Genomic DNA, 24,230 nt, shown 5'->3' on the forward strand with positions numbered 1-24,230 from the left:
AATCCGACTCAAGGCGCAGGTCAGTGGCGGCAGTGTTCGGCATCACCCGGCGACGGCGGTCACAACGGCCCGTTCGAGCGCGCGAAAAAGGGGGTCTCGGTGCCACCATGTACGTATGGCTGCTGTGAAGTCGCAACCCACGCGGATCGTGATTGTCGGCGGTGGGTACGTGGGGATGTACACGGCTCTCGGATTGCAGAAGAAGCTGCGATCCGGTGAGGCGTCGGTCACCGTTATCGACCCGCAGCCGCACATGACCTACCAGCCCTTCCTGCCTGAGGCGGCAGCCGGCTCCATCGAGCCGCGCCACGTCGTCGCCCCGTTGCGCAAGGTCCTCAAGCGCTGCCACGTCGTCACCGGGCGCGCCACGAAGATCGAGCACGCCCGCAAGGCCGTGACCGTCGAGCTCTCGGACGGCCACGTCGAGGAGATCGAGTACGACGTGCTCGTCTCCGCGCTGGGCGCGATCTCGCGCACGCTCCCGATCCCCGGCCTGGCCGAGGTCGGCATCGGCATGAAGACCATCGGCGAGGCGATCTACGTCCGCAACCACGTGCTCTCGCGCCTGGACCAGGCCGCCAGCACGAACAACGCGGACCTGCGCCAGCGCCTGCTGAACTTCGTCGTCATCGGCGGCGGTTTCGCAGGCATCGAGACGCTCGCCGAGCTCGAGGACATGACGCGGTATGCGCTTCGGTACTACGAGGGCATCAAGCCCGAAGAGATGAATTGGGTCCTCGTCGAGGCCGCCGGGCGGATCATGCCCGAGGTGTCCGCGAAGCTCGGCGCCTGGACCGTCGAGGCGCTGGAGAAGCGCGGCATCAAGATCTACCTCGACACCCGCGTGAAGTCGCTCGAGGGCGGCCACGTCGTGCTCGACGACGGCACGGAGTTCGACTCCGACACGATCATCTGGACCGCCGGCATGAAGGCGAACCCGATGCTGCGCAACACCGACCTGCCGCTCGACGAGCGCGGTCGCGTGCGTTGCACCGCCGCCATGCAGGTCCAGGGCCTCGACGGCGTGTGGGCCGCCGGTGACTGCTCCGCGGTGCCGGATCTCTCGCGCACCGAGGAAGACCCGACGGCGACGTGCGTGCCGAACGCGCAGCACGCCATCCGTCAGTCGAAGCTGCTGGCCAAGAACATCGTCGCGTCGATCCGCGGCCAGAAGCCGAAGGACTACTTCCACAAGTACCTCGGCTCGGTCGCCGGCCTCGGCCTCTACAAGGGCGTCGCGGACGTGTTCGGCCTGCGCTTCAAGGGCCTGCCCGCGTGGTTCATGCACCGCAGCTACCACGTGATGTTCATGCCGACCGTGAACCGCAAGCTCCGCGTCCTGATGGACTGGACGCAGGCGCTGTTCTACGGCCGCGAGGTCGTCGCGCTCGGTCAGATCAACGACCCGAAGTCGGACTTCGACCGCGCGGTCCAGAGCTGATCAGGCTTGACGAGGTTTGACGTTCACTCCCTGTGAGTGACCCGGTGCCCCGGACGACGTTCTCGTTCGGGGCACTCTGCTGGGCCAGAGGCGGAACTTAAGCCCCCAATAGGAGTAATGCTTCGGGGATCGCCTTGACATTGCGTTACGTGAACCAGAGACTACGGCTGGTGCATCACCTGAATGCGTGATTCGCCTGTGTGGGGAGAGAGGTGATCCCGATGTCTCTCGAGGAGCTGGCCGCACAGCTTCGTCGTGGCGAGATCGAGGACCCCGCGTTGGCGCAGTACGCCGCAGAGTACGCGCAGGCGGGGAAGAGTTTCCGCAGCAAGAAGGACGATTGAGCAGGTCGGCTGACGGGCGGGTGCCAGGTGCCCCGTCCGACGCTGCCAGACCACTGCTTCTGCAGGGTCAGGACTACCTCTTCCGTTCGCCACCCAAGTGCCTGGACTTCCAGGAGCAGGTGCATCGCCTCGGCATGGTCGACGAGGGCGACGGCAACCCCCAGCCCTGTGTGCTGGTGCTGGCACGCGCCGCCGACATGGAGATGAACGAACTCTCCATCGCACTGGCCGAGCGCGGCATCCGGATGGCCCGCATCGACGCCGACCGCTGCATCGATCTGCCGCTGTCCGTGTACACCGACCAACCGCTGGTCGAACTGGACCGCTGGCTCCTGCGCCCCCTGCTGGTGTGGCGCCGCCACTTCGAACTCTCCGCCGTGCCCGTCGAGCCCGGAACCCTGGCCGGCGCCTACGCGGTCGACCAGTGGGCCTCAGTGGCCAACTGGCTGTCGTCCCGCTCCGACTGGGCACACGTGAACCCTTCACGCTTCTCGACGCACCTGGACCGCCTCACGCAGCTTTCCGACGCGGCCGCGTTCGGACTGCGCATCCCGCGCACGGCCGTGACGACGCGTCCGGGCCGAACGCGCCCCGGCGGCGGCCGCTGCATCGTGAAGACCGCGGGCCGGCACCTGCTGGAACCGCGGCCCGGCGTGCAGCACGGCCTGTTCCCGCGCCCCCTGGAAACGTCCCGCGCCTCCGACGCTCCCGAGCCCGCGCCGGTGATCGTGCAGGAGTACGTGCCGTCGGACACCGAGCTGCGCGTGTTCGTCGTGGGGGAGCGCTGCATCGCGTTCCAGGTCGACAAGCTCGACCCGGCCCAGCTGTGGGTCGACCCCGACGCCGTGCGCGTGACGCCGACATCTGTGCCGTCCTCCTTGACGGACCGCCTGCTGGCGCTGGCCCGGCACTGGCGCGTTCAGGTGGCGGCGTTCGACCTGCTCGTCACGGGTCGCGACCACGTGTTCCTGGAGATCAACGTCAACTGCGACTGGCGCTGGTTCGAGCACCGGGCGGGCGACAACTCCGTGTCCGCTGCCGTGCACGACTGGGTCGCCCTGCGGTTCAAGGAGCTGCTCGGAGCAGGGAGGACGCGCTGATGTTCGGGGCCGTTCGACGCTTACCTGAATGCTCGCTCTAGTCCAATTCGCTGGGCCGTGCGGGCGAGAAAAGACCATCCGCTCACACAAGCCGACGATCAAGGCCTAGGCTCCCCGTCGCCCCCGTAGCCCAATCGGTAGAGGCAGGTCCCTTAAAAGGATCACAGTACGGGTTCGAATCCCGTCGGGGGCACCATCTGTCATGCGGTGCCTGAACAGGCGTTTTGTGGATCTCGCGCAAGGCTTCGGCGATCCTTTCAGCGGTATCCGCTACCTCCGATGGTGCGCTGAGGGAAGCCGGAGAGTAATCAGAAGTTGATCATGATCATCGTTCAGGTTGACGCTGAGCTGAGTGATCTTGATCCAGGCTGTAGCTGCAGGTCAGGGCTATTGTCGCCGTCCGGGTCCAGGCGTGGCGCCGCAGCCGGGGTTCCGGTCCGCTGCGGCGTGTCAGTGGGTGTGGCCTTCGTCACCGGGTCGACAACCCTTGCGTGACAAGCTACTGTGTGTGGCGTGAGTGAGGAGCCGGTCACAACGGCACTACTGCGCGGCACGCTTGAGTATTGCGTCCTCGCCCTCGTGGCGGAGGAGGAGCTGTACAGCACGGAGCTGCTTCGCCGGATCAGTGACGAGCTGCATCTGACGGCCAGTGAGGGCGCGATGTATCCGTTGCTTTCCCGGCTCCGCAAGTCCGGGAAGATCGCCAGCGGCTGGCGCGAGTCGGCCAGTGGTCCGCCGCGCCGCTACTACACGCTGACTCCTGAGGGGGCGGTGGTGCTCAACCAGTTCCGTGAGCGCTGGGCGACCTTCCGCTCCGGGGTGGATCGGATTTTGGGGACGGAGAACGCATGAGCGAGCGCAACGACTCGTTGGTCGCCGAGTACCTCGCTCGCGTGTCGCGGGCGACGGCGGGTCTGCCCGCGGATCGGCGCGATGAGCTGGTCAGCGACCTTCGAGAGCACATCGAGACGAGCCGGGCCGACCTGTCGGCCGAGACCGAAGCCGAGGTGCGCGGAATTCTCGACCGGCTCGGTGATCCTGCGGCCATCGCCAGGGCCGCGGCAGAGGACGCCGGGCTGGCTGCGACGGGCGGGACGTCGGACGTCGTCGAGGTTCGTTCGACTGCGGATTCGTCCAGCAGGCGCCGCCTCTGGCTCATCGTGGCGATCCTTGGGGTCATCGTGTTGCTACTTCTGGTCATGGCCGCGCTCTACTTCACGCACAGTTCTGAGAGTGGTGCGGCGATGGCGCTGATCACAGGTGCTGTTCCTGCAGGATGAGTCGACTGTGTAGCCTTTTGATCAAAACAGTTCTGAGTGGAGCATTTTTCGGTTGAAATGTTCCACTGTGGAGCGTCCTGTTCAAGTGTGTCTTGACGGTTGTTGAGTGGTCTCGCTAGCTTTCTGCTGCTTTGGCAGGGGGTAAACATTGCTCTCTGTTGTTTGTCTATCCTGGGGAGAATAGATGAAAAAGCAGTTGGCAACTGTGTTCGGTCTGGCCGTCGTCGCTGGTTCCGTGCTCAGCGGTACGGCGGCGGCGGCACCGGTGGTGGCCCAGGGGCCAGTGCCGAGTTGTGTCGCCACGGACGCGTGGGACGACTTTCCTTGGACGTACGCCAAGGCGACCAACAACTGTGGTAGCTCGCAGCGGTTCTACTTCCTGTGGGACCGTGCGGTTGATGGGGGCTGCATCACCCTGAACCCAGGCTGGTGGCGTTCGGAAGGTCGCGCGTACCAGGCTCGTTTCGCTGGCTTGGACAGCTGCTGATCGACGGTTGGCCCGGCCCTTCGCGGGGCCGGGCCGCTGTCCGCCCAACCCTTCGAGAAATGGCGAGCAAATGACTGTTCCAATTCTTGAGGTAAGTACGCTGGACGTTAGGTACGGCAGGCGGCACGCCATTCGGCAGGTGTCGTTCCGCATCGGAGCCGGAGTGACGGGACTGCTCGGTCCCAACGGTGCCGGCAAGTCGAGCCTCCTGCGTTCCGTGGCGACCGCGCAGCGCCCGGACGGCGGCTCGGTGCGGATCAGCGGAGTGGAGGCGACCGAGCCCCGCAACCACCGGGCAGTCCGCCGCCGTATCGGTTATCTGCCGCAGACGCCCGGCTTCTACCCAGGGTTCACCGTGCGGGACTTCGTGCTGCACATCGCTATCCTCAAGGAGATCAGCGGTCGCCGGGCCCGCTTGGAGGAGCTCGACAGGGTGCTCACGGCGGTGGAGCTGAACGACCGTCGTCGTGATCGGATCAGGTCGCTCTCCGGCGGCATGCGGCAGCGGCTCGCGCTCGCGTGCGCCATGCTCGCCGACCCCGAGCTGCTCGTTCTCGACGAGCCCACGGTGGGCCTCGATCCCGAACAGCGGCTGCGTTTCCGAGGCCTGATCACCGACCTCGGACGGGAGCGGTCGGTGCTGCTCTCCACGCACCAGACCGACGACGTGGCCGCGCTGTGCTCTCGAGTGATCGTGCTCAACGGCGGTGCGGTTCGCCTCGACGACACTCCTCACGCGGTCGCCGAGGCGGCCAGGGGACGGGTGTGGGAGAGCGCCGAGCGCGACGGCAACGCGCTCGCGAGCTGGTCGACCGGAAACGGGAGGCACCGCAACATCGGTGACCCACCAGCCGGCGCCCACCTGCTCGAACCGACGTTGGACGACGGATACCTCGTGCTGATGAACTCCACCCAGGGCAACGTCACGACGGGCGGTCGCCGATGACCACCACACTGGACATCCCGCGGGAGGTCCGGCCCGCCCCGCGCGGGATCTGGCGGGCTCTCGTGATCAGCGAGATGCGCAGGCTGATGACCCACCCGGCCGTGCTCGTGTCGCTCGCCGCGATCCTCGCGCTCTGGTTGGTTCCGTTCGCTGTCAACCCGGCCGGGAGGAGTTTTCCTTACCTGACAGCTCTTTCGGTCACGGTGCAATACCCGCTGCTGCTGCTCGCGGGCGGCACGTTCATCGCGGCCAACATGATCGCGCTGCGCCCGCACCGCCACCGCACCTACGAGTTCGAGTCCGTGCTGAGCATGCCGTGGTGGCGGCGGACCGCAGCTCTGGCCGCCGCGACGCTCGCACCGGCGACGATCGGGCTGCTCGTCGCGGGTGCGCAGCTCGCGGTGCAGGTCTCGGCACCCGGTGCCGCCGGGGTCGTGCGGCCGGGGGAGCTCCTCGCCGTGCCCGCGGCCATCGTGCTCGCCGGGCTGTTCGGCACCCTCGTGGCCGTGGCCTCGCGGAACACCGCGGCGGGGTTCATCTCGATCGTGGTGCTCGCGATCGTCACCTTCTTCGGACTGGCCTCTGAGAACCGGGGCCGCTGGCTGACCTTCGTCGCCGGTCAGAACCCGTTTGCCGAACCGCCGATGCCCGCCGCGCTGCTCGACCGTCCTCAGTGGTGGCACCTCACCTGGTTGCTGGCGCTGTCCGCGGTGGTGGTCGGCGTGACGCTGTGGCTTTCCGGGCTGCGCCCCCGGATCGTGCCCGTAGCGACCGCGCTGTCGTTGGCAGTGGCCGTGCTCGCCGCGACCATGCAGCTGGTCCCGCCGTCCGACGAGCTGAACCAACGGCTCGCGCAGGCCCAGAACGCGCCTGCCGCGCAGCAGGAGTGTGCCGTACGCGGCAAGGTCACCTACTGCGCGTTCCCCGAGTTCCGCAGCCGGGTCGACGCGTGGTCGGAGATCGTCGAGGGGCAGCTCGCCGTGGTTCCGAGGGATCAGGCACCGGCGGCGCTCTTCGTCCGGCAGCACCTGCCGATCGCGACCGGGAACGAGGGCACCGGACTGCCGCTTCCACTGGACCAGTGGTCTTCGGACGACGCCGCGGCCGGAACACCAGACGCCATCCCCGTGTCCACCCGCTGGACGGAAGGCGGCGCCGACTCGTTCGACGAGACCGAGGTGATCGGCTTCTCCGCGTGGGTGGCGGCGGTGCTGATCACCCGCGGGCAGCTCGGGGCGGACGGGACCGAGTTGTGCGGAGGCCGTGGTGTCCTGGCGCTCTGGCTCGCGACGAGCGCGACCCCGGAGACCACCAAGGCACTGGCCACGATCGAATCGCACCGCTCCGGTGGCGGCGGCGTGGTTTCCCTGGCCTCGCTCAACTCCCACGCCGGCGTGATCGTCGGTCCACGGGAGGCGGCCCTCGCCCGGACCCTGCTCGCGGCCGACCCGGCGACCGTGCGGGCCGCGGTGGCGGCGAACTGGAAGGAGCTGACGGCACCGGGCACCGACGTCGCCCGCGCCGCGAAGCTGCTCGGCCGGTCGGAACCAGGACCCGCCGCGCCCGGCATCGGGATCTGCGGGTGAACGCGGACGTCCTCGCGACCATCGTCCGCACCACCCGGACCGGCCCGCTCGTGTGCAGCGTGGCGCTGAGCGTGCTGGTCCTGCTGGTGCCGATCGTGCTCGGTGCCGAGCTGGACTTTCTGGACGCGACGCTGACGCTGCATCTCGCGATGGTGGCGATGCTGATCGGCACCGCGTTCGTGCTGGATGATCCCGCCCAGACGTTGACCGAGGTGCTGCCCTTCTCCGCCAGGTACGTCAGGGCGGTCCGCATGGCCCTGACCCTGGTGCCGGTCACGGCGTGCTGGGCGGTGCTGCTGTGGCTCGCGCCGATGACGGTGACCAGCGCGGCCGCCTACCCGCGGACGGGTCTGGTCGTGGAGCCCTACGCATTCCTGGCCTGGACCTGGGCGTGCGCCGGTTCCGCCGGCGCACGTCGCGCGGGTCGTGGCAGCACCCTCGCGGCCCTCGCTCTGCTCGTGTTGAGCGTGTTGCCGGCGTTGTTGCCGGACTCCGTCGCGTTCTACGTGTCACCGGGTGCGCCCGCGTACGAGGAGTCCCGGCTGCGCTGGGCAGCGCTCCTGGTTGCGGGGCTGGTCGCTCTTCTGCTCGTCGTCGTGGACTGGAGACCGGCTGCGGTTCGCCGGACGGGTTAACGTGCCGATCATGGCTCTCTCGGGCAAGACGTGTGTCGTCACCGGCGCGGCCAGCGGGATCGGGAGGGCTACAGCCGAGCTGTTCGTCGCGCTGGGCGCCACGGTCGTCGCCACGGACATCAACGCATCCCAGCTCGACACGCTCGAAGGCGGCGCGAGGGTTGTGGGCGACGTGTCCGGGGACGAGGACGCACGGGCCATGATCCAGGTCGCGGTCGACCTGTCCGGGCGGATCGACGTGCTGGTGGCGAACGCGCCGAGGTGAGCAACCCGTCCACGATCAGTGGCAGATCGCCGCGGTTGTCGCATCGGCGCCGTACCGGAGCGCGAACTCCCGACCACGGCGATACGACGCATACGCCGCGCCGAGTGCCACCAGCCCGGTACAGGCGCATTGGAGCCACAGAGACCAGTCCCGGCGCCTCATCGAGCACCACCGCTACGGCGCCGACGGCGATGTGTGATCGGTATGGTCGCAGATATCTGCAGTTCACGACGCGTGCGATCCAGGAAGGACGTAGGGCGCACCGTGTCGGGGGCACCACGCGCTTCACCCCCTCTGGCGATGGTGCTGACCAGCACAAGCGTTCTCTAAGATGATCTTGTGACTGTGGGTGACGCACCCGTTCCCGTCAGTCGCTAGCCTGAAGATCATGAGCCTCTCCGGCAAGACGTGCGTCGTCACGGGCGCGGCCAGCGGCATCGGGCGCGCAACCGCGGAACTGTTCGTGCAACTAGGTGCAGTGGTCGTGGCGACCGACATCGACGCGGACGGCCTGGCGACTTTGGAGGGCGTCACGCCCGTCGTCGGCGACGTGGCGAGCGACGAAGATGCGCGGGCCATGATCCGGGCCGCCGTCGACCTGTCCGGGCGGATCGACGTGCTGGTGGCGAACGCCGGCGTGATCCCGTTGATGGACATCACCGAGGCGACCGGGGACGACTGGGACCACGTGATGGCCGTGGACGGGAAGGGCATGTTCCTCACCTGCAAGTACGCCATCGAGGCCATGCGGGGTCGCGGCGGTTCGATCGTGTGCGTCTCGTCGATCTCCGGGGTCGCCGGGCAGCCGCAGCAGGCGGTCTACGGGCCGGCCAAGTTCGTGGCGTCCGGGCTGACCAAGCACCTGGCCGTGGAGTGGGCCGGGGAGGGCATCCGGGTCAACGCTGTCGCGCCCGGCACGATTCGGACGCGGGTCGTCAAGGAGCTCGAGGCCACGGAGGAAGGTGCCGAGTACATCGCCGGGATGGCCGCGATGCACCCGATGCGGCGGCTGGGCGAACCGGTGGAGGTGGCTCGGGCGATCGCGTTCCTGGCGTCGGATCAGGCCTCGTTCATCACCGGCGCGATTCTTCCCGTGGACGGCGGCTACTTGGCACAGTGACCGGTGCCGCGAACTCGACGCAGGCGATGAGTTCGCGGGTCAGGTCGCCGGGCAACGCGCCGGTCACCGTGGCGCACAGCAGATAGGTGCCGGCGGGATGTGGGCCCGCCGGGGGCGCCATGGTCAGCATCATCACCGCGTCGCCCGTGTCGCACTCGAACATGCCTCTGCCAAGGCGTCTTGTTGTGCAGCCGAGCGCGCGCACCTTCTTGAGCACCGCGCACAGCACCGCGTGCGCTTCCTCTGGGCCTGCTTGGAACGTCGTCACTGCGGTGCCGGTCGCGCCTACGAGCATGAGCCGATGTTGGGGTCCGGCGGGCTCGAGCGCGTGCTGGGTCAGCCCTTCGAGCTACCAGGTCGGGCGTGCCGTGACGCCGCCGTCGACCACGAGGTCGTGGCCGGTGATCCACGAGGCCAGGTCCGAGGCGAGGAACACGCAGGCGTTGCCGATGTCCTCCGGCGTGCCGAGGCGTTGTAGCGGGGCGGCTTTGGACCAGCGTTCGACGCCTTCCGGCCACTGCGATTCGATGGCGGGCCGCGCGATCAGGCCGGGGGAGACGGTGTTGACGCGGATTCCCCGGGCGCCGTACTCCAGCGCGGCTGCTCGCGCGTGCATGATCAGCGCGGCCTTGGCGGCGCTGTAGTGGGCGTGGCCGGGTGCCGGGTGGGTGCCCTCGATCGACGCGATGTGCGTGACCGAGCCGCCCGGCGGGAGGTGGTCGGCGGCGGCCTGGGTGACGGCGAACGGGGCCGTCAGGTTCGCGTCCACAACGGACTGCCACTGCTCGGTCGTCATGCCCGGCAACGGTTCGACGGGCTGCACGCCCGCGCAGTTCACCACCGCGTGCAGGCCTTGACGAGCTGCTTCGTCGACGACGCGGCGGGCCTCCGTGCGCAGGTCGCCGTCTTCGCGGCCGCGGTGGTGGATCACGGTCGCCCCCGCGCGGGTGAACTGGCGTGCGATGCCCGCTCCGATGACGCCGCCGGTCCCGGTGACCAGCACGACCTTGCCGCTGAGATCGATCACTTGACGATGCCTTCCAGCCGTTCGGTGAGCCAGTCGACGATCTCACCCCGGCCAGCCACGAACCCGTTGGTGCCGATGTGGCGGAACGTCCCGCCCGCCGACCGCACCAGCACCGCACCGGCCGCGATATCCCACGGGTGGATGCCGAGGTTTGCCGCCGCATCCGCCCGCCCGGCGGCGACCCAGGCGAGTGAGAGCGCGGTCGAGTAGATCCGCCGCACGTCGGCGAGAGCCATCAGCTCGCCCAGCACTTCCATCTCGCCGGAGTAGGGGCTACCGGGCAACGGGATGTCGGTCAGCACGACCGGCCGCGGGCTCGTGCCGGGCGGGATCGTGAGGCCGCCCGACCGGACCGTGAACACGCCTTCGGCCGCCGCGAACAGCTCGTCGCGGAACGGGTCGAGCACGCACCCCGCGACCAGCTCGCCGTCGACGGCCGCGGCCACCGAGATGCAGGACAACGGGATCCCGCGCACGAAGTTGCGGGTGCCGTCGATCGGGTCGACGTACCAGGTGATCTTCGCGTGCTCGGCCCCCAGTTCCTCACCGACGACGGCCGAGCCAGGCGCACCGCCGGTGAGCGCCTGCCGCAGGAACGCCTCCACCTCCAGATCGGCAGTGCTGACCTGGTCGAACGTGCCCTTCAGCGCAACGTCGACCGGCAGCTCGCGCAGCAGCTTCGCGGCGTCGACGCAGGCCTGCTCGGCGAGTGACAGAAGATCCCCGGCGTTCACGGGCCCATTGTGATCGGTCACAAACCCGACCGGCTGACTCTGGGCAACGTCCTACCCGCGCGAGTGGCCCAGGCCACCACGATGAGCAGATCTGACAGCGACGTTGGAGGTTCGGAATGCGGATCGTGGCCGGGTTGGCGGCGCTCGTGGTGTTGGTCGCGGGGACAACCACAGCGCAGGCGGACACCCTGGAGTACGTGGCACTCGGCGACTCGGCGGCGGCCGGCCCGCTGATCCCGAACCAGGACCCGGACCTCTGGTGCCTGCGCAGCGACCGCGACTACCCGCGCGTCGCCGCGAAGACGCTGGGCGCCACGCTCACCGACGTGACCTGCTCGGGCGCGACCACCGACGACCTCGCGGGGCGCCGGTTCGGCCTGCTCGCCCCGCAGTTGGACGCGGTGAAGCCCAGCACCGACCTGGTCTCGGTCACGATCGGCGCCAACGACATCGGTCTCTTCCAGACGGCGTTGAGCTGCATCAACGCCTTGCCGGAACCGTTCGGGCTCTCGTGCAGGGACCGCTTCACCGCGGGCGGCCGCGACCAGCTGGCCGAGGCGATCCAGGCCTGGGCGCCTGAGCTGGGAGCCGCGCTGGACGAGATCAAACGCCGCGCCCCGCACGCTCGTGTGCTGGTCACCGGCTACGGCACCTACATCCGGCCCGGCGGCTGCTACCCGGTGCAGCCGGTGTGGGCGCGGGACGGGGACTACCTGCAGGGCGTGATGAACGGGGTGAGCGCTGTGGCGAAGGCTCAGGCGGCTCAGCGCGGGATGTCCTATGTGGACTTCGCCAGCGTCACGGTCGGGCATGACATCTGTGCTGCGCCTGGTGATCGGTACCTGGAGGGGTTGATCCCGGCCACGGTTGCGGCGCCGTTGCATCCGAACGCGGCCGGGATGAAGGCGTTCGGGGCGTCGATCGCGCGGGCCGCCGATCTTGTCGGGGCAGCTGAGTAGGTTGAGCTGCAGGGGTTCCCAGCAAGGGGTACCCCTGCGCCAGCGCGGAACTGCTCACGGCCCACCCGGCCGTTGACCAACAGCTGACCGCGCCGCCAGAGCCGCAGTCAGCAGCGTGACGTGCTCGATCCGAGTCGGGTCGAGCCTGGTCAGCTCCGCCACCCGCCGCAACCGGTAGTCCACGGTGTTCGGATGCACGTGCAGCTCGGTGGCGGCGGGCCGGCGTGAACCGCGCCGCAGATAGACCTCCAGCGTCTGCACCAACTCGTCGGACAGCGGGGACACGACAGCGGCCAGCGGTTCCAGCGCGGCGCTCGGCCGGGACAGCTGGTACTCGAGCAGTACATCGGTGAGTTGGTGGACGCCGGGCGGGCGACCGGACCGGACGGCGACGTCCAGCACCTCACGCGCGAGCCGGGTGGCGGCCGCGACCCCGGAGGGTGGGGCCGCGACCGCCCCCACCGTGAGGTCGACACCCGCGGCCTTCGCGACGTCGGTGACTATCCGCGCGACGCGGCCCACGTCATCGCCCGGCAGCAACGCCACGCCGCCGTGCGGGGTCAGCGCGGACAGCACCGGCTCACGGCTGTGCCGTTCCAGCTCCGTTCGCAGCCGCCGCACCTTTCGCCGTCCGGCGATCGCCGCGTCCACTCCTGGCGTGAGCTCGTCCGCGTGTGGTGGTGCGTGCACGGCCAGCACGACGTACGGCCCGTCAGCGTTCTGTGTGCCGTCGAGCAGACCGGTCAGCAACGTGTGCCGGGCGGACCTCTCGTCGTCGAACATCGTCTGGCGTTCGTCTAGGTACCCGGCGCTCACCACGGGTGTCACGACCTGCAGGTAGCGCATCGCCAACGCGTTGAGCGCCAGCACCTCGCCGACCTCGTCCGGCCGTGCCTCGGGCACGAGCACGTCCCAGACCACCTGGATGCCCACGTGGTACGCGGTCAGGACGACGTCGATCGGCACGCCTTCCTCTGCTCGCCGCGCCGCCGATTCGCGCAGGAACCGCAGCTCCTCCGGCGACGGGAGTTCGCGGCTGCGCAGCACTTCGGCGAACGCGCGCAGCGTCCCCTCGATCACGCGGGTGATGTCGCCGGCCAGCTCTTCGGCGGGCAGCTGCCGGTACGCGGGGACGCGGGCGGTGATCTCCGCGAGCACCAGCCGCACGAACGACGGCATCTCCGCGACGATCCGCTCGGCCAGCGGGCGGCCGCCGATGGTGAAGGACATCAGCCGATTCTGGTGGCAGAGGTGCCCAGTCCGCGCGGTGCGAACGTGCGGAGCGGCCACTTCCGGTAGCGCGCGGTCTCGGCGTGCCAGCGGAGGTCGCCGGCCAGCCACTCCCGCATGGCCGTGATCAGCAGCATCGTGTCGGGGGTGGCGAGCCGTTCGCACAGCTCGTCGAACAACGCGGTCCGCGCCGCCAGCAGCTGTTCCACCCGGAGAACGGCCTCGGTCACCGAAAGTCCGAAGTGGACCTGCCACACGACCACGGCGTTGTTGACGTCGTGCTCGTACTCGGTCTCGCGCCGGTACGACACCAGGTCGTTGTGCAGGTCGACGACGTCGGCGAACGCGTCCGCGAACCGCTGCCAGTCGAGGCTCTCCGGAACGGTGACCTCGACGCCGAGGCCGACCTCGATCAGCACCATCGCCCACGGCACGCCACCGGACAGCCGCCGCATCTGGACGTAGTCGACGGGGTCGGGCACGCGGCTCCGCGCCGTGTTCTCGACCTCCCACAGCCCGTCGCCGATGGCGTTCGGGAGATGCCGGGCCAGCTCCGGCCGTGGTGTGCGGGCGAGCAGGTCTCGCAACGAGCGCCCGACGACGGTGTCGCCCTCGGCCACGGCACCCAGGAACTCCCGCGCGCCGTCGATGTCACCGGTGCGCTTGAAGCGGTCCACGATCAGGTCGTCGAGGTACCAGCCCCAGACGTACCAGTCGGAGAGCAGATCCAGGACGGACCCGCGAGCGTGCGGGTGGGTGAGCGCGGCGAACAGCGGCAGGTCGAAGTCGAGGAAGTCCTGCTCCGACCAGTTCTCGGAGAGCAGGCCGAAGCGGTGTGCCCACTCCAGGCTGTGGCTGCGGACTCGATCCAGATCTGTCACGCGCCAGATCGTGGGGCCCTGCGCCACAACGCGCAAAGGCAACTCACCCGAACGTCCTAGAGTTCGATCACCGTGCCGTCCACCGGCACCTCGACCCCCGCCTCACGCAGCTTCGCGGACTCGGGCGACTCGGGATCCAGCGCCGGGTTGGTGTTGTTGAGGTGGGTGTAGATCCGGCGCACGGACGGGAAGCGCCGCAGCTCCGGCAGGCTCGCCGTGATCGGCAGGTGGCCCATCGCGGCCTGGCCGGACGAGCTGCCGGTCGCCGAACCCATCTCGGAGGCCGCGTAGAACGTGCCGTCCAGCAGCACGCAGTCCGCCGAGGCGACCACCTCGTCGAAACCGGAAGGCCACGACGCCAGGCACGGCGCGTAGACCAGCACGCCACCGGAAACGGGATCCACGAACCGGTAGGCGACCACCCAATGGCCGTCCACTGTGGACGAGCGGGCGTACTTGGGACGCTTGCCGCTGATCGGGATCGCGCTCACCTGCAGGCCGCCGGCCAGCTCGAACGTCTGGTCCGGATCGACCTGACGCCACGCCACGGGCGAGTAGTCGTCGATCACCGTGCGGAGGTCGAACTGGTCCTTCAGCGCGTGCAGCACGGTGCCCGGCGCCCACACCGTGAGCCCGGCGCCACCGCGCAACGTCAGAAGTCCCAGCGTGTGGTCGAGTTCCGCATCGGTGAACAGCGCGCCGCGCAACGGGGTCTCGCGCGGGCCCGGTCCGGGGTTCAGGAAGCCGCACGACACGATCTGCGTGCGGATGTCCGGGGACGCGTTGACCAGCCACCAGTCGGTGCCGTCGCCGCTGATCGCCAGGCAGTCCTGGGAACGCGACGGCAACGAACCGGAACGGGCGCGCACGCACAAAGCGCACGCGCAGTTCCACTGCGGGAAGCCGCCGCCTGCTGTGGTGCCGAGCAGTACCGCCTTCACGAGAGTCAGCCGCCGATCTTCCGCATCGCCATGGCAGGCACCTCGGCGGGTGCCATCTCCGTCTCCAAGATGAGGTCCACAGTGGACCGTTCTGGCGACAGCGAGCACACCGGGTCGGTGTTCGCCGCGTCACCGGTCAGCTGGAACGCCTGGCAGCGGCAGCCGCCGAAGTCGATCTCCTTGCGCGGGCACGAGCGGCACGGGTCCTTCATCCACTCGAAGCCGCGGAAGGCGTTGAACGACGACGAGTTGTGCCAGATGTCGTGCAACGAGGCATCTCGGACGTTCTCGATCTGCAAGGTGGTGATCACGGTGGCCGCGGGGCACGGCAGCACGTCGCCGTTGGGTGCCACCGTCAACTGCCGCGCGCCCCACCCGTACATGCAGGGCTTGGGGTGCGCCTCGTGGTAGTCCGCGATGACGTAGACGATCTCCATCCGGCCACGCAGGCGAGCCTGCGCGGCGGCCACGATCGGGTCTGCCACGGCGAGCTGTTCCTGGGTGGGCAGCAGGACCGCGCGGTTGCGCAGCGCCCAGCCGTAGTACTGGGTGTTGGCGAGCTCCAGGCGCTCGGCGCCCATCTCCTCGGCGATCGCGATGATGCCCGCGATGTTGTCCAGGTTCTGCCTGTGCAGCACGGTGTTGACGGTCAGCGGCAGGCCCTCGTCGCGGACGTACGCCGCGGCCTCCACCTTCCGGTCGAACGCCTTGATGCCGGCGATCCGGTCGTTGCCCGCACGAGTCGCGTCCTGCAGGGAGAGCTGCACGTGGTCGACGCCGCGCGCGGCCAGATCCCGCAACCTGTCCCGGGACAGACCGACTCCCGACGTGACCAGGTTGACGTAGCAGCCGAGGCTGTTCGCGTGCGTGACCAGCTCGGGCAGATCGGGCCGCAGCAACGGTTCTCCGCCCGAGAGGTGGATCTGCAGCGCACCGAGGGAACGGGCCTGGTCGAAGACGCGCAGCCAGTCGTCGGTCGACAGCTCGGCGTCCCGGCGCACCAGCTCGATCGGGTTCGAGCAGTAGCCGCACTGCAACGGGCACCGGTGCGTCAGCTCGGCCAGCAGGCCGAAAGGTGCCTCAGCCATCGACGTCCACCACCCTCCGCTCAACGAGCCGGGCCACCAGCTCGGCAACATCTTCAGGCTGCACACCGGCGTAGACATCGCCTAGGGCAAGCGCGATGTCGCCGACGGACCGCTCGCCATCGCAAAGCGCCACAACGGAAGCAGCGGTCTCGTTCAGCACCAGCACACCTTCGGGGAACAACACGACGTGCGACGAGCGGATCTGGTCGTAGGTGCACTTCACGCCGCGCCGGATGTACGGCACGGCGTCCAGCGCGACTACAGAAGTCACGGCTTGCCCTTGCCCGAGTAGTAGTCGACGGCATCCAGCACAGCACGCAACACGTCGCACTTGAAAGACAGCGCCGCGACGGCGGCTTCCTGCTGAGCACGCGTCAGGGAGTGCTCGACCACGATGTCCAGCGTGGCCTGGCCTTCACCCGCCACCGCCTGGATGCGGTTGGTGAAGTAGGCGAAGCCCTCCTCCGCGATCCACGGGTACTGCTCCCGCAGAGCCGCTAAACGCTTGCGCATCAACGCACCTGAGAACATCTCGGTGAGACCGGAGGCGACCGCCTCGACCCACGGCTTGGTGCGCGCGAAGTTCACGTAGGCGTCGACGGCGAATCTCGTGCCGGGCAGCACGTGCCGTTCGTCGAGCACCTCTTCCCGCGTCAGCCCAACGGCTTCCGCGAGGCGGATCCAGTTCTCGGCACCGCCCTCACCGGGCTGGGTGCCGTCGTGCCAGATGATCCGCTCGCGCCATTGGCGGCGAAACTCCGGCAGCGGGCAGTTGGAGAGGATCGCGGCGTCCTTCTGGGCGATGCAGCGCTGGTAGTACCAGCGGTTCGCGGCCCACGCCTGGAGCTCGTGCTTGCTCAGCTGGCCTGCGTGCATGCGCAGGTGAAACGGGTGGCTGTCCCAGTACCGGGGCGCAAGGGCGCGGAGCTCGGCGACGAACTCCTCGGGAGGAACGGCAGTCATTGGCGGAACTCCTCGGTCGACCAGAAGGAGGCACGGTGAGGCGGGTGCCGGGGTTCCCGCGCAGGAACAGGAACCCCGGCCGGGTGCCTTACGTCAGCTGCGGGCTGCGTAGGCGGTGACCTCCATCGGCGTCTCGAAGTCGCGGAAGTCGGGCTTCACCCACTCGCGCTTGACCTCGGGAAGCTTCTGCTCGGTACGAGTCTCGACAACGTTCATGGCGCAACTCCTCGGGTCTTCAGCGCGTGCGCCCCGGTGGGCGCACGGCACTTCCGTGGGGTGCGGCGGCGAAGCCCACGGTATGTCTTCGCGCGCGGCTTCCGCTAGACCGTACATAAAGTTACCTAAAGTCATCGGATGGGTGACCCGGTTGGCGGATTCGACGCCGACTACACACCGTGGTTGTATCAGGAGGCCCCCAAGCCCGCACATTCCGAAGCGGGCTCGCCGTCGCCGCACGACGCGAAAGTTGGAGGGGTCAGCACAATGAGTGCTCGTCGAAGTGCGTACGTCGGCGTCCTCGCGCTTGCGGTAGGACTTTCCAGCAGCCCGCTGGCGTCTGCAGCGACACCGGACGAAGTCGGCACGATGGCTGTCAAAACGATCGCGACCGGCCTCAGTCAGGCCTGGAGCATCGACTTCCTGCCGGACGGCACCGGCATCTTCACGCAGAAGGACGCCAAGACCGTCTCCACGATCACCAAGGAAGGCAAGGTCACCAAGGTCGGCGACATCCCCGGCATCTCGGTGACCAAGGAAGCCGGCCTGCTCGGCATCGCCGTGTCCCCGGCTTATGCGGCGGACAAGACGCTCTTCCTCTACTACACCACCGGATCCGACAACCGGATCGCCACCTGGCAGATCGGTGGCGGCGCACCGAAGCCGATCGTCACCGGAATTCCGCGCGGCTCGCAGTTCCACCACGGCGGCCGCATCAAGTTCGGTCCCGACGGCTTCCTCTACGCGGGCACCGGTGACGGCCAGAACGGCAACAACGCCCAGAACAAGAACTCGTTGGGCGGCAAGGTTCTCCGCATGACCAAGGACGGCAAGGCCGCGCCGGGCAACCCGTTCAACTCGCTCGTCTACTCCTACGGCCACCGCAACGTCCAGGGTCTCACCTGGGTCGGCAGCCAGCTCTACATCTCCGACATCGGCGCGAGCAAGGTCGACGAGCTCAACAAGATCGACGCCGGCAAGAACTACGGCTGGCCGACCTGTGAGGGTTCCTGCAACAACGCCGGCATGACGAACCCGGTGAAGCAGTGGCCGACCTCGCAGGCCACGCCGTCCGGCCTCACCACCTACAAGGGCATGCTCTACATGGCCTCGCTCAAGGGCGGCACGTTCAAGCTGAACACCAGCGGCGCCGGCGGCAAGATCTACACCAACCTCGGCCGCACGCGGGACGAGGTCGCGGGTCCCGACGGCTCACTCTGGGTGATCACCCCCGGCGGTATCCACCTCGCCGACGGCAACTGAGTGACCTGAACTCGGCTACCTGAGGTAGTTGAGAACGTCCCTCGCCTCACCCGCTCGGAGGCGAGGGACGTGCCGAAACATCCGATCACCGTTGTCAGTCCATGCGATGTGTGATTGGGTAAATACGCCCTGCAACGTCGCCGCCGCAGACTAATTCACGAGCGGACACGAAGGAGAGCACACATGCGTGCTCGTCGAATCGCAGCCGCGGCAGCCTGCACTGCCGTGGCCGCAAGCCTCTGCGTGCTACCGGCCTCCGCACAGGACGGTCCATCGGTTCTCGCCGAGCGAACCCTGACCACCAAGCTGAACATCCCGTGGGACATCGAGTTCCTGCCGGACGGCAGCGGAATCTTCACCGAGCGGGACACCCGCAAGATCAAGAAGATCAGCGGCACGACCGTGACGGACCTGGACACGGTGGAGCAGGCCCAGACGACCGGTGGTGAAGGCGGACTTCTCGGCCTCGCCGTGTCGAAGACGTTCGCGACCGACAACTCGGTCTTCATCTACTACTCGACCGCGAGCGACAACCGAATCGCCAAGCTCGCGCTGGGCGGCACACCCCAGCCGATCGTCACCGGCATCCCGAAGAACCGCTACCACAACGGCGGCGGCCTCGAATGGGGTCCGGACGGCTTCCTCTGGGCGACCACCGGCGACGGCCAGAACACCGCCAACGCCCAGAACTGGAACTCGTTGGGCGGCAAGGTACTGCGGTTCGACGCGGCGGGCAGGCCGGCCGCGGGCAACCCGCGCGCGGGCAGCATCGTCTACTCGATCGGCCACCGCAACGTCCAGGGCATCACCTGGATCGGCAACACCACGTACGCCACCGAGTTCGGCAACAACACGACCGACGAGATCAACCGCATCGAGGCCGGCAAGAACTACGGCTGGCCGACGTGTGAGGGCAACTGCAGCACTCCGGGCATGACCAACCCGGTCAAGACGTGGAGCACGAGCCAGGCCGGTCCGACCGGCATCGCCTTCTACAAGAACGCTCTCTACGTCGGTGCGGTCACCGGCAGGCGCGTGTGGAAGATCCCGGTCAGCGGCACCACGCTCGGCACGCCGCAGGCCGTGTTCACGAGCTACGGCCGCGTTCGCGCGGTGACCACGGCGCCGGACGGCACGTTGTGGCTCGGCACGTCCAACCGGGATGCCAACGGTTCTCCCGGTGCGAACGACGACCGGATCATCTCGACCGACGGCTGAGTTCGATCGGCGCGGCTAGTTGCGGGCTGCGGGCATCCGGCGGAGCTGGTCCAGCACCGCCGGATCCTGCAGCTGCATCCACTGGATCACCTCGGTGTAGGTGGCGCACACGGTGTCCGCCTCGTCGCACACCTCACCGAGGAACTGCTCCATCGCGTTGGAGAACGCCGATCCGTTCCACTCGTTGAAGTGGTTGCCGATGACGAGCGGCGCGCGGTTTCCGTTGAACGCGGCCCGGTACACGGACCGGTACGTGTCGACGACGATCTGGGTGAACTCCCCTGCGCGTTGCGGTTCTTCCTTCGCGCCGTTGAGCGAGTACCAGAGGTTGAAGTCCATCATCACGACCTGCTTGCCCAGCGCGGGCACCTTCACCTCGGGCATGGGGAACTCGTACAGTCCGTTCTGGACGGACGGCCACTGGACGCCCAGCGCGACCTTGCTGGTGTCGTAGACCAGTCCGCGTGAGGCCATCGCCGGGAAAGCCTGGTCCCAGTTGCCTTCCAGGCACGGCGTCCGTCCACCCCGGACGGCGTCGGCGGGCAGCTTGAACCCGTTGGCACGGGCCTGGGCAACGATCTGGTTGAACTGGTCGAGCTCGGCGTTCCACGCGTTGGTGTCCCACTTGTCCACCGACGGCTGGGTGCCGCCGGAGCAGAAGTGGCCGTTGTAGTGCGTGCCGATCTCGTGCCCGTCGTCGATGACCTGGTTCAGGTAACCGATCCGGGCCTGGATGTCCTGCCTGCTGCCGCCGAACGAGATGTCGGACACACCGCGCTTTAGCCCGGCCGGCGGCTGGTACTGCATCTTGTCCTGGTCGGACAGCATGTACACGCCCGAGAGCAGGCCGGTGACGTGCGCGCCCGTCTGCTTGGCCAGCGGCAGGACCTTGTCCCAGTGCTGTTTGGACACCGCGCCGTCGAAGGAGAACAGCACGAACTGCGGAGGCTTCTCACCGGGCGTGAGCTTGTGCATCCACGGCTGCTTCTGCAGCTGCTCCGGTGTGGGAGCGGGCACCGTCGGCGCCGGCCCGGTGTCCTTCGGTGCGGGGAGCCGGGGCGCCATCGGTAATGCGCCGGATTCCGCCTGGGTCTCCTGGTCCTTGTTCGGACCGAGGGTCATCACCAGCACGAGGGCCAGCGCAAGCGCCACGCCCGTGGTCAACCATCCCCACCGCTTCACACTTTAGGAGACGACTTGTCACCCGAAGGGGTTGCTTCGCTACCCAACGGGTTCGGCGATCACCACTCGGTTCGCCTCGTAACCCTGCTGTCCGCCGATCCAGGTGCCACCGCAGGTGACCAGCACCAACCGGTGCGGTCCACGCGGCCCGAAGAACTCGACCGCGCGGGCGGGCAGATCTTCCTTGCGCACGGTCTCGATCTGCTTGATGCGGAACTTGAACTCCTTGCCGGCGCTGTCGGCGATCACGACCTCACGGCCGTTCTGCGCCTGCCACAGCTCGGCGAACGGGCCCTTGGCGCCCCGCCAGTCGACGTGTCCGGCGAGGACCGTCGCACCCTCCTGGCCGGCGAGCTCGGTGCCCCACCAGGTGGCCTCACCGATGCCGTCCGGAACCGGCAGCACACCGTCCTTCACCTCGCGGCGGACCAGCGTGGCGGAGCCTCCCGCCGGCAACCGCACGGAGCCGGGACCGGCCTTCGGTGGGGATGGCTGCTGGCCTGCGGGGTCCGCGGGCTTGGCGTTGGCCGTGTTCGCGCCGCCGATCAGTCCGGTGAGGTCGGCGCCGCGGCCGGTGCTGAAACTGTCCGCCACCGGTCCCGGTCCGACCACCGGGATCTCGCCCGAGATCGCGTGTCCGAACAGGACTTCGGTCTCTGACGTGGTGACCAGCACACTGGTGGCGGCGACTCCCGCCACCAGCACGCCGGTCAGAAAAGCCTTGGGACTCACTGCCTGCGCCACACCACGAAGCCTGCCAGCGCCGCGCCGAGCAGCACCAGGCCACCCACCGCGAGCATCAGACCCGGACGCAGCTGGGTGTCGAACGACGCGGTCGCGACAGGTGTCTGGCCGTCGGCACCGGCCGGGATCGTGCTCGGCACGACCGGCTTGTTCGGCTTGTTGACCAGTTCCAGCGCGAGCGTCTGCCCCGCGGCGACGGTGCCGCACGAGGCCGGCGGCGCCTTCGGGTCGAAGTACTCCTCATACCCCTTCGGCGCGGCCACCTCGACCAGGCAGATCTCCTGCGGCGTGCGCAGGTCCGGCACGGCCACCGTGCCGTCGCTGCCGGTCTGCAGCACCAGCGGCTTGCCGTCGGTGCCGACCAGCGGGGAGTCGTCCTGCTTGAGCGCGGGGCTCGTCTGGTCCTTGGCCGTGACGCGCAGCGCGACGCCCGCGATCGACTTCTTGGTCTCGGAGTCGATCTTCGTGATCTTCACGATGCCGGGCGCGGTCTTGGCCGGCGCGTTGGCGGCGGCGTTCAGCTTCTTCTCGCCACCGGTCGTGACGATGCGCTGCATGTTGTCCGTCGGGATCGGCTGGTGCACGACCGGCCGGTCGGCGGGGGAGTCCGCGACGGCCGCGATCGAGGGCTTCGCACCGGTGGGGACGATCTTGATGGTGACCGGGCCGCCGTTCTCCGGCGTGGTGACCTTGCCGCCGACGCTGCCGTCGACCAGCGTCGCGTCGGTCAGCGTGAACTCGACCGGCGCGTTCGGCACGCCCTTGCCGTTGGCCTTGACCAGCGACACGGTCCACTCGGACGCGGCACCGATGATCAGCGGCTCCTTCGGCGCGGTGGCGCTGAGCGCCCACGGGCCGCGGTTGGATTCGGCGTCGGCCTTGATGCGCGCCACCGCGTCCATGACGGACTGCGGCAGCCGGGCCGCGTAGAAGGCCGCGTCATAAGCGAGGTACTTGGGGTCTGTGGTGTCCAGTCGCACGGCACCGTCCGGCGCGGCGGTCCAGCTGTGCAGCAGGTGCGCGAGCGCGGCGGCCTCCTCCGGCGACTTCGTCGTGGAGTAGCGCAGCAGCAGGTAGGAGATGTTCGCCGCGACGTCCGGGGCGAGGTCCTTGCCCGCCTTGGTGCGCAGCGCGTCGCCTTCCTTGTAGCCGACGTTGCTGTCCGGCGCGGGGAGTGCATATTGGACACACCACACGTGCTTGTTCTGCCACACGTATGAGCCGTGCCACTCGCTACCGGGTGTTGCGTTGGGCTGGAGCCCTGACGCGTTGTGGCCGATGCCCTTGACGCCGACCGCTGTTGCCGTCGAGGGGGCGGTCAGGAGCGCGAGCCCCGAGACCATCGCCACGGCGGCCAGACGTTTCCAGCCCATTTTAGATCTTGATCCCCTCTGACCTGTGGTAATCCCGCGCCAGCCTGTCGGTACCCCACATCGGGGACAAGCCGCCACGAGGGGGAAGTGTGCCGTCACGGAGAGTGTGAACGTGATTGGAATGTGACCGGGCTTACGCACTTTGTGTGTGACACGCCGCGACACGCCGTGGTCTCACTACGCTCCGGAGTTAGCGCAGTATTAGCCCACGTGTGATCGCTTCGACGAGTAAAGTCAGCTTTACCGACGGGGAACCCGGCACCTTGTGTGCTCGTTGTACCCGTGACGGCGTAAAGCAACGCCCCAGGAGGACCAGGTGCGCTCCAGCAGCAACCCGGCTTTCCGTAACCTGCCGACCGGCGGCGGGTACGGAGGCTACGCAGGCTTTGGCCAGCCAGAGGCCGGTTACCAGCAGGCCCCGCCGCCGCTGACCAGCGAGCGGCCGATGACGATCGACGACGTCGTCACCAAGACGGGCATCACGCTCGCCGTGGTGGCCGTCACCGCAGTCGTCACCTACCTCATGCAGGCGTGGTTCCTGCTGTTCCCGGCCGCGATCATCGGCCTGGTGCTCGGCCTGATCATCTCGTTCAAGCGCGTCCCGAGCCCGCCGCTCGTCATCGCGTACGCGGCTGTCGAGGGCATCTTCCTCGGGGCGTTCAGCGGGATCATCGGCGGCATGATCGACAAGTGGACGAACAACCCCGGCCAGGGCGTCGTGGTGATCGGCCAGGCCATCATCGGCACGATCGGCGTCTTCGCCGGCATGCTCGTGGTCTACAAGACGGGCGCGATCCGCGTCACGCCGAAGTTCACCAAGTGGATCACCGGCGCGATCATCGGCGTCGCCGTCCTCATGCTCTTCAACCTGATCATGAGCTTCTTCACCGCCGGCGGCCTCGGCCTCCGCAACGGTGGCACGCTCGCGATCATCTTCAGCCTCGTCTGCATCGGGCTCGCGGCGTTCAGCTTCCTGATCGACTTCGACGCCGCCGACCAGGCGATCCGGGCCGGCGTGCCGGCCAAGTTCGCGTGGCAGATCGCGTTCGGTCTCACGGTCACCCTGGTGTGGCTCTACACCGAGATCCTGCGCCTGCTGTCGTACTTCAACTCGGACTGATCCGGGGTTTTCTCGAAGGGGCGTTCCGCTGTGGCGGGGCGCCCCTTCGGCGTTCCGGGGGAGTGGAACGAGCAAGCGGTTCGATGA

General features: G+C 68.3%; 27 protein-coding genes, 1 tRNA gene and 1 pseudogene. 15 read left to right on the forward strand and 14 right to left on the reverse strand.

Going from position 1 to position 24,230, the window contains the following annotated elements:
* Nucleotides 1–115 precede the first annotated feature (115 nt).
* The 10 genes from ACIA8G_RS36675 to ACIA8G_RS36720 all read left to right on the forward strand — a co-directional run bounded on the left by ACIA8G_RS36675 (nt 116) and on the right by ACIA8G_RS36720 (nt 8,084).
* Entirely contained in the window at nt 116–1,441 is a 1,326-nt protein-coding gene (locus ACIA8G_RS36675; RefSeq protein WP_396423352.1) for an NAD(P)/FAD-dependent oxidoreductase, read from the forward strand.
* Between the two features lie 221 nt (nt 1,442–1,662).
* Nucleotides 1,663–1,785 carry a hypothetical protein gene (locus tag ACIA8G_RS36680; protein ID WP_255353474.1) on the forward strand — a complete coding sequence of 41 codons (123 nt, stop codon included), beginning with the start codon at nt 1,663–1,665 and terminating at the stop codon, nt 1,783–1,785.
* On the forward strand, nt 1,782–2,885 hold the full coding sequence (locus ACIA8G_RS36685) for a RimK family alpha-L-glutamate ligase (protein WP_396423353.1): 1,104 nt from the start codon (nt 1,782–1,784) through the stop codon (nt 2,883–2,885). Before ACIA8G_RS36680 ends, ACIA8G_RS36685 begins: the two co-directional genes overlap by 4 nt.
* Before the next feature lie 119 nt (nt 2,886–3,004).
* Nucleotides 3,005–3,081 (forward strand) — tRNA-Leu (locus ACIA8G_RS36690).
* 317 nt (nt 3,082–3,398) lie between these two features.
* The gene (locus tag ACIA8G_RS36695) at nt 3,399–3,737 is read left to right on the forward strand and encodes a PadR family transcriptional regulator (protein WP_396423354.1); all 339 of its coding nucleotides are present in this window, start codon (nt 3,399–3,401) and stop codon (nt 3,735–3,737) included.
* Entirely contained in the window at nt 3,734–4,165 is a 432-nt protein-coding gene (locus ACIA8G_RS36700; RefSeq protein WP_396423355.1) for an HAAS signaling domain-containing protein, read from the forward strand. The genes ACIA8G_RS36695 and ACIA8G_RS36700 overlap by 4 nt, the downstream gene beginning before the upstream one ends.
* A 626-nt stretch (nt 4,166–4,791) precedes the next feature.
* Entirely contained in the window at nt 4,792–5,598 is an 807-nt protein-coding gene (locus tag ACIA8G_RS36705) for an ATP-binding cassette domain-containing protein (RefSeq protein WP_396423356.1), read from the forward strand.
* Nucleotides 5,595–7,184, forward strand: coding sequence for a hypothetical protein (locus ACIA8G_RS36710; RefSeq protein WP_396423357.1), 1,590 nt, complete (start codon nt 5,595–5,597; stop codon nt 7,182–7,184). The genes ACIA8G_RS36705 and ACIA8G_RS36710 overlap by 4 nt, the downstream gene beginning before the upstream one ends.
* On the forward strand, nt 7,181–7,819 hold the full coding sequence (locus tag ACIA8G_RS36715; RefSeq protein ID WP_396423358.1) for a hypothetical protein: 639 nt from the start codon (nt 7,181–7,183) through the stop codon (nt 7,817–7,819). The genes ACIA8G_RS36710 and ACIA8G_RS36715 overlap by 4 nt, the downstream gene beginning before the upstream one ends.
* Nucleotides 7,820–7,829: 10 nt before the next feature.
* Nucleotides 7,830–8,084 (forward strand): SDR family oxidoreductase, encoded by a 255-nt coding sequence (locus tag ACIA8G_RS36720; protein ID WP_396423359.1) that lies wholly within the window; start codon nt 7,830–7,832, stop codon nt 8,082–8,084.
* Here the strand turns inward: ACIA8G_RS36720 and ACIA8G_RS36725 are convergent.
* Nucleotides 8,074–8,246, reverse strand: a pseudogene (locus ACIA8G_RS36725) (DUF2637 domain-containing protein); the annotation flags it as partial. The gene ACIA8G_RS36720 and the pseudogene ACIA8G_RS36725 overlap by 11 nt on opposite strands.
* A gap of 226 nt (nt 8,247–8,472) precedes the next feature.
* Here ACIA8G_RS36725 and ACIA8G_RS36730 point away from each other — a divergent pair.
* A complete protein-coding gene (locus ACIA8G_RS36730) occupies nt 8,473–9,204 on the forward strand; it encodes an SDR family NAD(P)-dependent oxidoreductase (RefSeq protein WP_396423360.1) in 732 nt (243 codons plus the stop codon).
* Here the strand turns inward: ACIA8G_RS36730 and ACIA8G_RS36735 are convergent.
* Genes ACIA8G_RS36735 through ACIA8G_RS36745 form a run of 3 tightly spaced genes read right to left on the reverse strand, consistent with a single transcriptional unit; the run spans nt 9,158 to nt 10,965 of the window.
* A complete protein-coding gene (locus ACIA8G_RS36735) occupies nt 9,158–9,499 on the reverse strand; it encodes a hypothetical protein (protein ID WP_396423361.1) in 342 nt (113 codons plus the stop codon). The genes ACIA8G_RS36730 and ACIA8G_RS36735 overlap by 47 nt on opposite strands.
* Before the next feature lie 54 nt (nt 9,500–9,553).
* Entirely contained in the window at nt 9,554–10,231 is a 678-nt protein-coding gene (locus tag ACIA8G_RS36740; protein WP_396423362.1) for an SDR family NAD(P)-dependent oxidoreductase, read from the reverse strand.
* On the reverse strand, nt 10,228–10,965 hold the full coding sequence (locus ACIA8G_RS36745) for an inositol monophosphatase family protein (RefSeq protein ID WP_396423363.1): 738 nt from the start codon (nt 10,963–10,965) through the stop codon (nt 10,228–10,230). Before ACIA8G_RS36745 ends, ACIA8G_RS36740 begins: the two co-directional genes overlap by 4 nt.
* Nucleotides 10,966–11,081: 116 nt before the next feature.
* On the opposite strand from ACIA8G_RS36745, the gene ACIA8G_RS36750 reads away from it, so the two are divergent.
* Nucleotides 11,082–11,924: an SGNH/GDSL hydrolase family protein gene (locus ACIA8G_RS36750; protein ID WP_396423364.1), complete on the forward strand. Its 843-nt coding sequence runs from the start codon at nt 11,082–11,084 to the stop codon at nt 11,922–11,924.
* Between the two features lie 54 nt (nt 11,925–11,978).
* Here the strand turns inward: ACIA8G_RS36750 and ACIA8G_RS36755 are convergent, their stop codons facing one another.
* From ACIA8G_RS36755 to pqqA, 7 genes are all read right to left on the reverse strand, one after another.
* Nucleotides 11,979–13,154: a PucR family transcriptional regulator gene (locus tag ACIA8G_RS36755; RefSeq protein ID WP_396423365.1), complete on the reverse strand. Its 1,176-nt coding sequence runs from the start codon at nt 13,152–13,154 to the stop codon at nt 11,979–11,981.
* Nucleotides 13,154–14,035, reverse strand: coding sequence for a hypothetical protein (locus tag ACIA8G_RS36760; RefSeq protein ID WP_396423366.1), 882 nt, complete (start codon nt 14,033–14,035; stop codon nt 13,154–13,156). The genes ACIA8G_RS36755 and ACIA8G_RS36760 overlap by 1 nt, the downstream gene beginning before the upstream one ends.
* A 56-nt stretch (nt 14,036–14,091) precedes the next feature.
* Nucleotides 14,092–14,976 carry a pyrroloquinoline quinone biosynthesis protein PqqB gene (gene pqqB, locus ACIA8G_RS36765; protein WP_396423367.1) on the reverse strand — a complete coding sequence of 295 codons (885 nt, stop codon included), beginning with the start codon at nt 14,974–14,976 and terminating at the stop codon, nt 14,092–14,094.
* A gap of 5 nt (nt 14,977–14,981) precedes the next feature.
* The gene (pqqE, locus tag ACIA8G_RS36770) at nt 14,982–16,064 is read right to left on the reverse strand and encodes a pyrroloquinoline quinone biosynthesis protein PqqE (RefSeq protein ID WP_396423368.1); all 1,083 of its coding nucleotides are present in this window, start codon (nt 16,062–16,064) and stop codon (nt 14,982–14,984) included.
* Complete coding sequence (pqqD, locus tag ACIA8G_RS36775; RefSeq protein ID WP_396423369.1) at nt 16,057–16,335, reverse strand: pyrroloquinoline quinone biosynthesis peptide chaperone PqqD; 279 nt, start codon at nt 16,333–16,335, stop codon at nt 16,057–16,059. The genes pqqE and pqqD overlap by 8 nt, the downstream gene beginning before the upstream one ends.
* Nucleotides 16,332–17,027, reverse strand: a complete 696-nt coding sequence (gene pqqC, locus ACIA8G_RS36780; RefSeq protein WP_396423370.1) for a pyrroloquinoline-quinone synthase PqqC — start codon at nt 17,025–17,027, stop codon at nt 16,332–16,334. Before pqqC ends, pqqD begins: the two co-directional genes overlap by 4 nt.
* 93 nt (nt 17,028–17,120) lie before the next feature.
* Nucleotides 17,121–17,243, reverse strand: a complete 123-nt coding sequence (gene pqqA / locus ACIA8G_RS36785) for a pyrroloquinoline quinone precursor peptide PqqA (RefSeq protein WP_396423371.1) — start codon at nt 17,241–17,243, stop codon at nt 17,121–17,123.
* A 369-nt stretch (nt 17,244–17,612) separates the two neighbouring features.
* Here pqqA and ACIA8G_RS36790 point away from each other — a divergent pair, with 369 nt between their 5' ends.
* Both ACIA8G_RS36790 and ACIA8G_RS36795 read left to right on the forward strand, forming a co-directional pair.
* Complete coding sequence (locus ACIA8G_RS36790) at nt 17,613–18,506, forward strand: PQQ-dependent sugar dehydrogenase (protein WP_396423372.1); 894 nt, start codon at nt 17,613–17,615, stop codon at nt 18,504–18,506.
* Nucleotides 18,507–18,689: 183 nt separating this feature from the next.
* Nucleotides 18,690–19,724: a PQQ-dependent sugar dehydrogenase gene (locus ACIA8G_RS36795; protein WP_396423373.1), complete on the forward strand. Its 1,035-nt coding sequence runs from the start codon at nt 18,690–18,692 to the stop codon at nt 19,722–19,724.
* Nucleotides 19,725–19,739: 15 nt separating this feature from the next.
* Here the strand turns inward: ACIA8G_RS36795 and ACIA8G_RS36800 are convergent, their stop codons facing one another.
* Genes ACIA8G_RS36800 through ACIA8G_RS36810 form a run of 3 tightly spaced genes read right to left on the reverse strand, consistent with a single transcriptional unit; the run spans nt 19,740 to nt 23,023 of the window.
* On the reverse strand, nt 19,740–20,888 hold the full coding sequence (locus ACIA8G_RS36800; protein WP_396423374.1) for a polysaccharide deacetylase: 1,149 nt from the start codon (nt 20,886–20,888) through the stop codon (nt 19,740–19,742).
* A 57-nt stretch (nt 20,889–20,945) separates the two neighbouring features.
* Nucleotides 20,946–21,650 carry a class F sortase gene (locus tag ACIA8G_RS36805; RefSeq protein WP_396423375.1) on the reverse strand — a complete coding sequence of 235 codons (705 nt, stop codon included), beginning with the start codon at nt 21,648–21,650 and terminating at the stop codon, nt 20,946–20,948.
* Nucleotides 21,635–23,023, reverse strand: coding sequence for a collagen binding domain-containing protein (locus ACIA8G_RS36810; protein ID WP_396423376.1), 1,389 nt, complete (start codon nt 23,021–23,023; stop codon nt 21,635–21,637). The genes ACIA8G_RS36805 and ACIA8G_RS36810 overlap by 16 nt, the downstream gene beginning before the upstream one ends.
* Before the next feature lie 316 nt (nt 23,024–23,339).
* On the opposite strand from ACIA8G_RS36810, the gene ACIA8G_RS36815 reads away from it, so the two are divergent.
* Nucleotides 23,340–24,143, forward strand: coding sequence for a Bax inhibitor-1/YccA family protein (locus ACIA8G_RS36815; protein ID WP_396423377.1), 804 nt, complete (start codon nt 23,340–23,342; stop codon nt 24,141–24,143).
* Nucleotides 24,144–24,230: the final 87 nt, after the last annotated feature.

This window comes from Lentzea sp. NPDC051213 (assembly GCF_044455585.1).
In the GTDB taxonomy this organism is placed as follows: domain Bacteria; phylum Actinomycetota; class Actinomycetes; order Mycobacteriales; family Pseudonocardiaceae; genus Lentzea.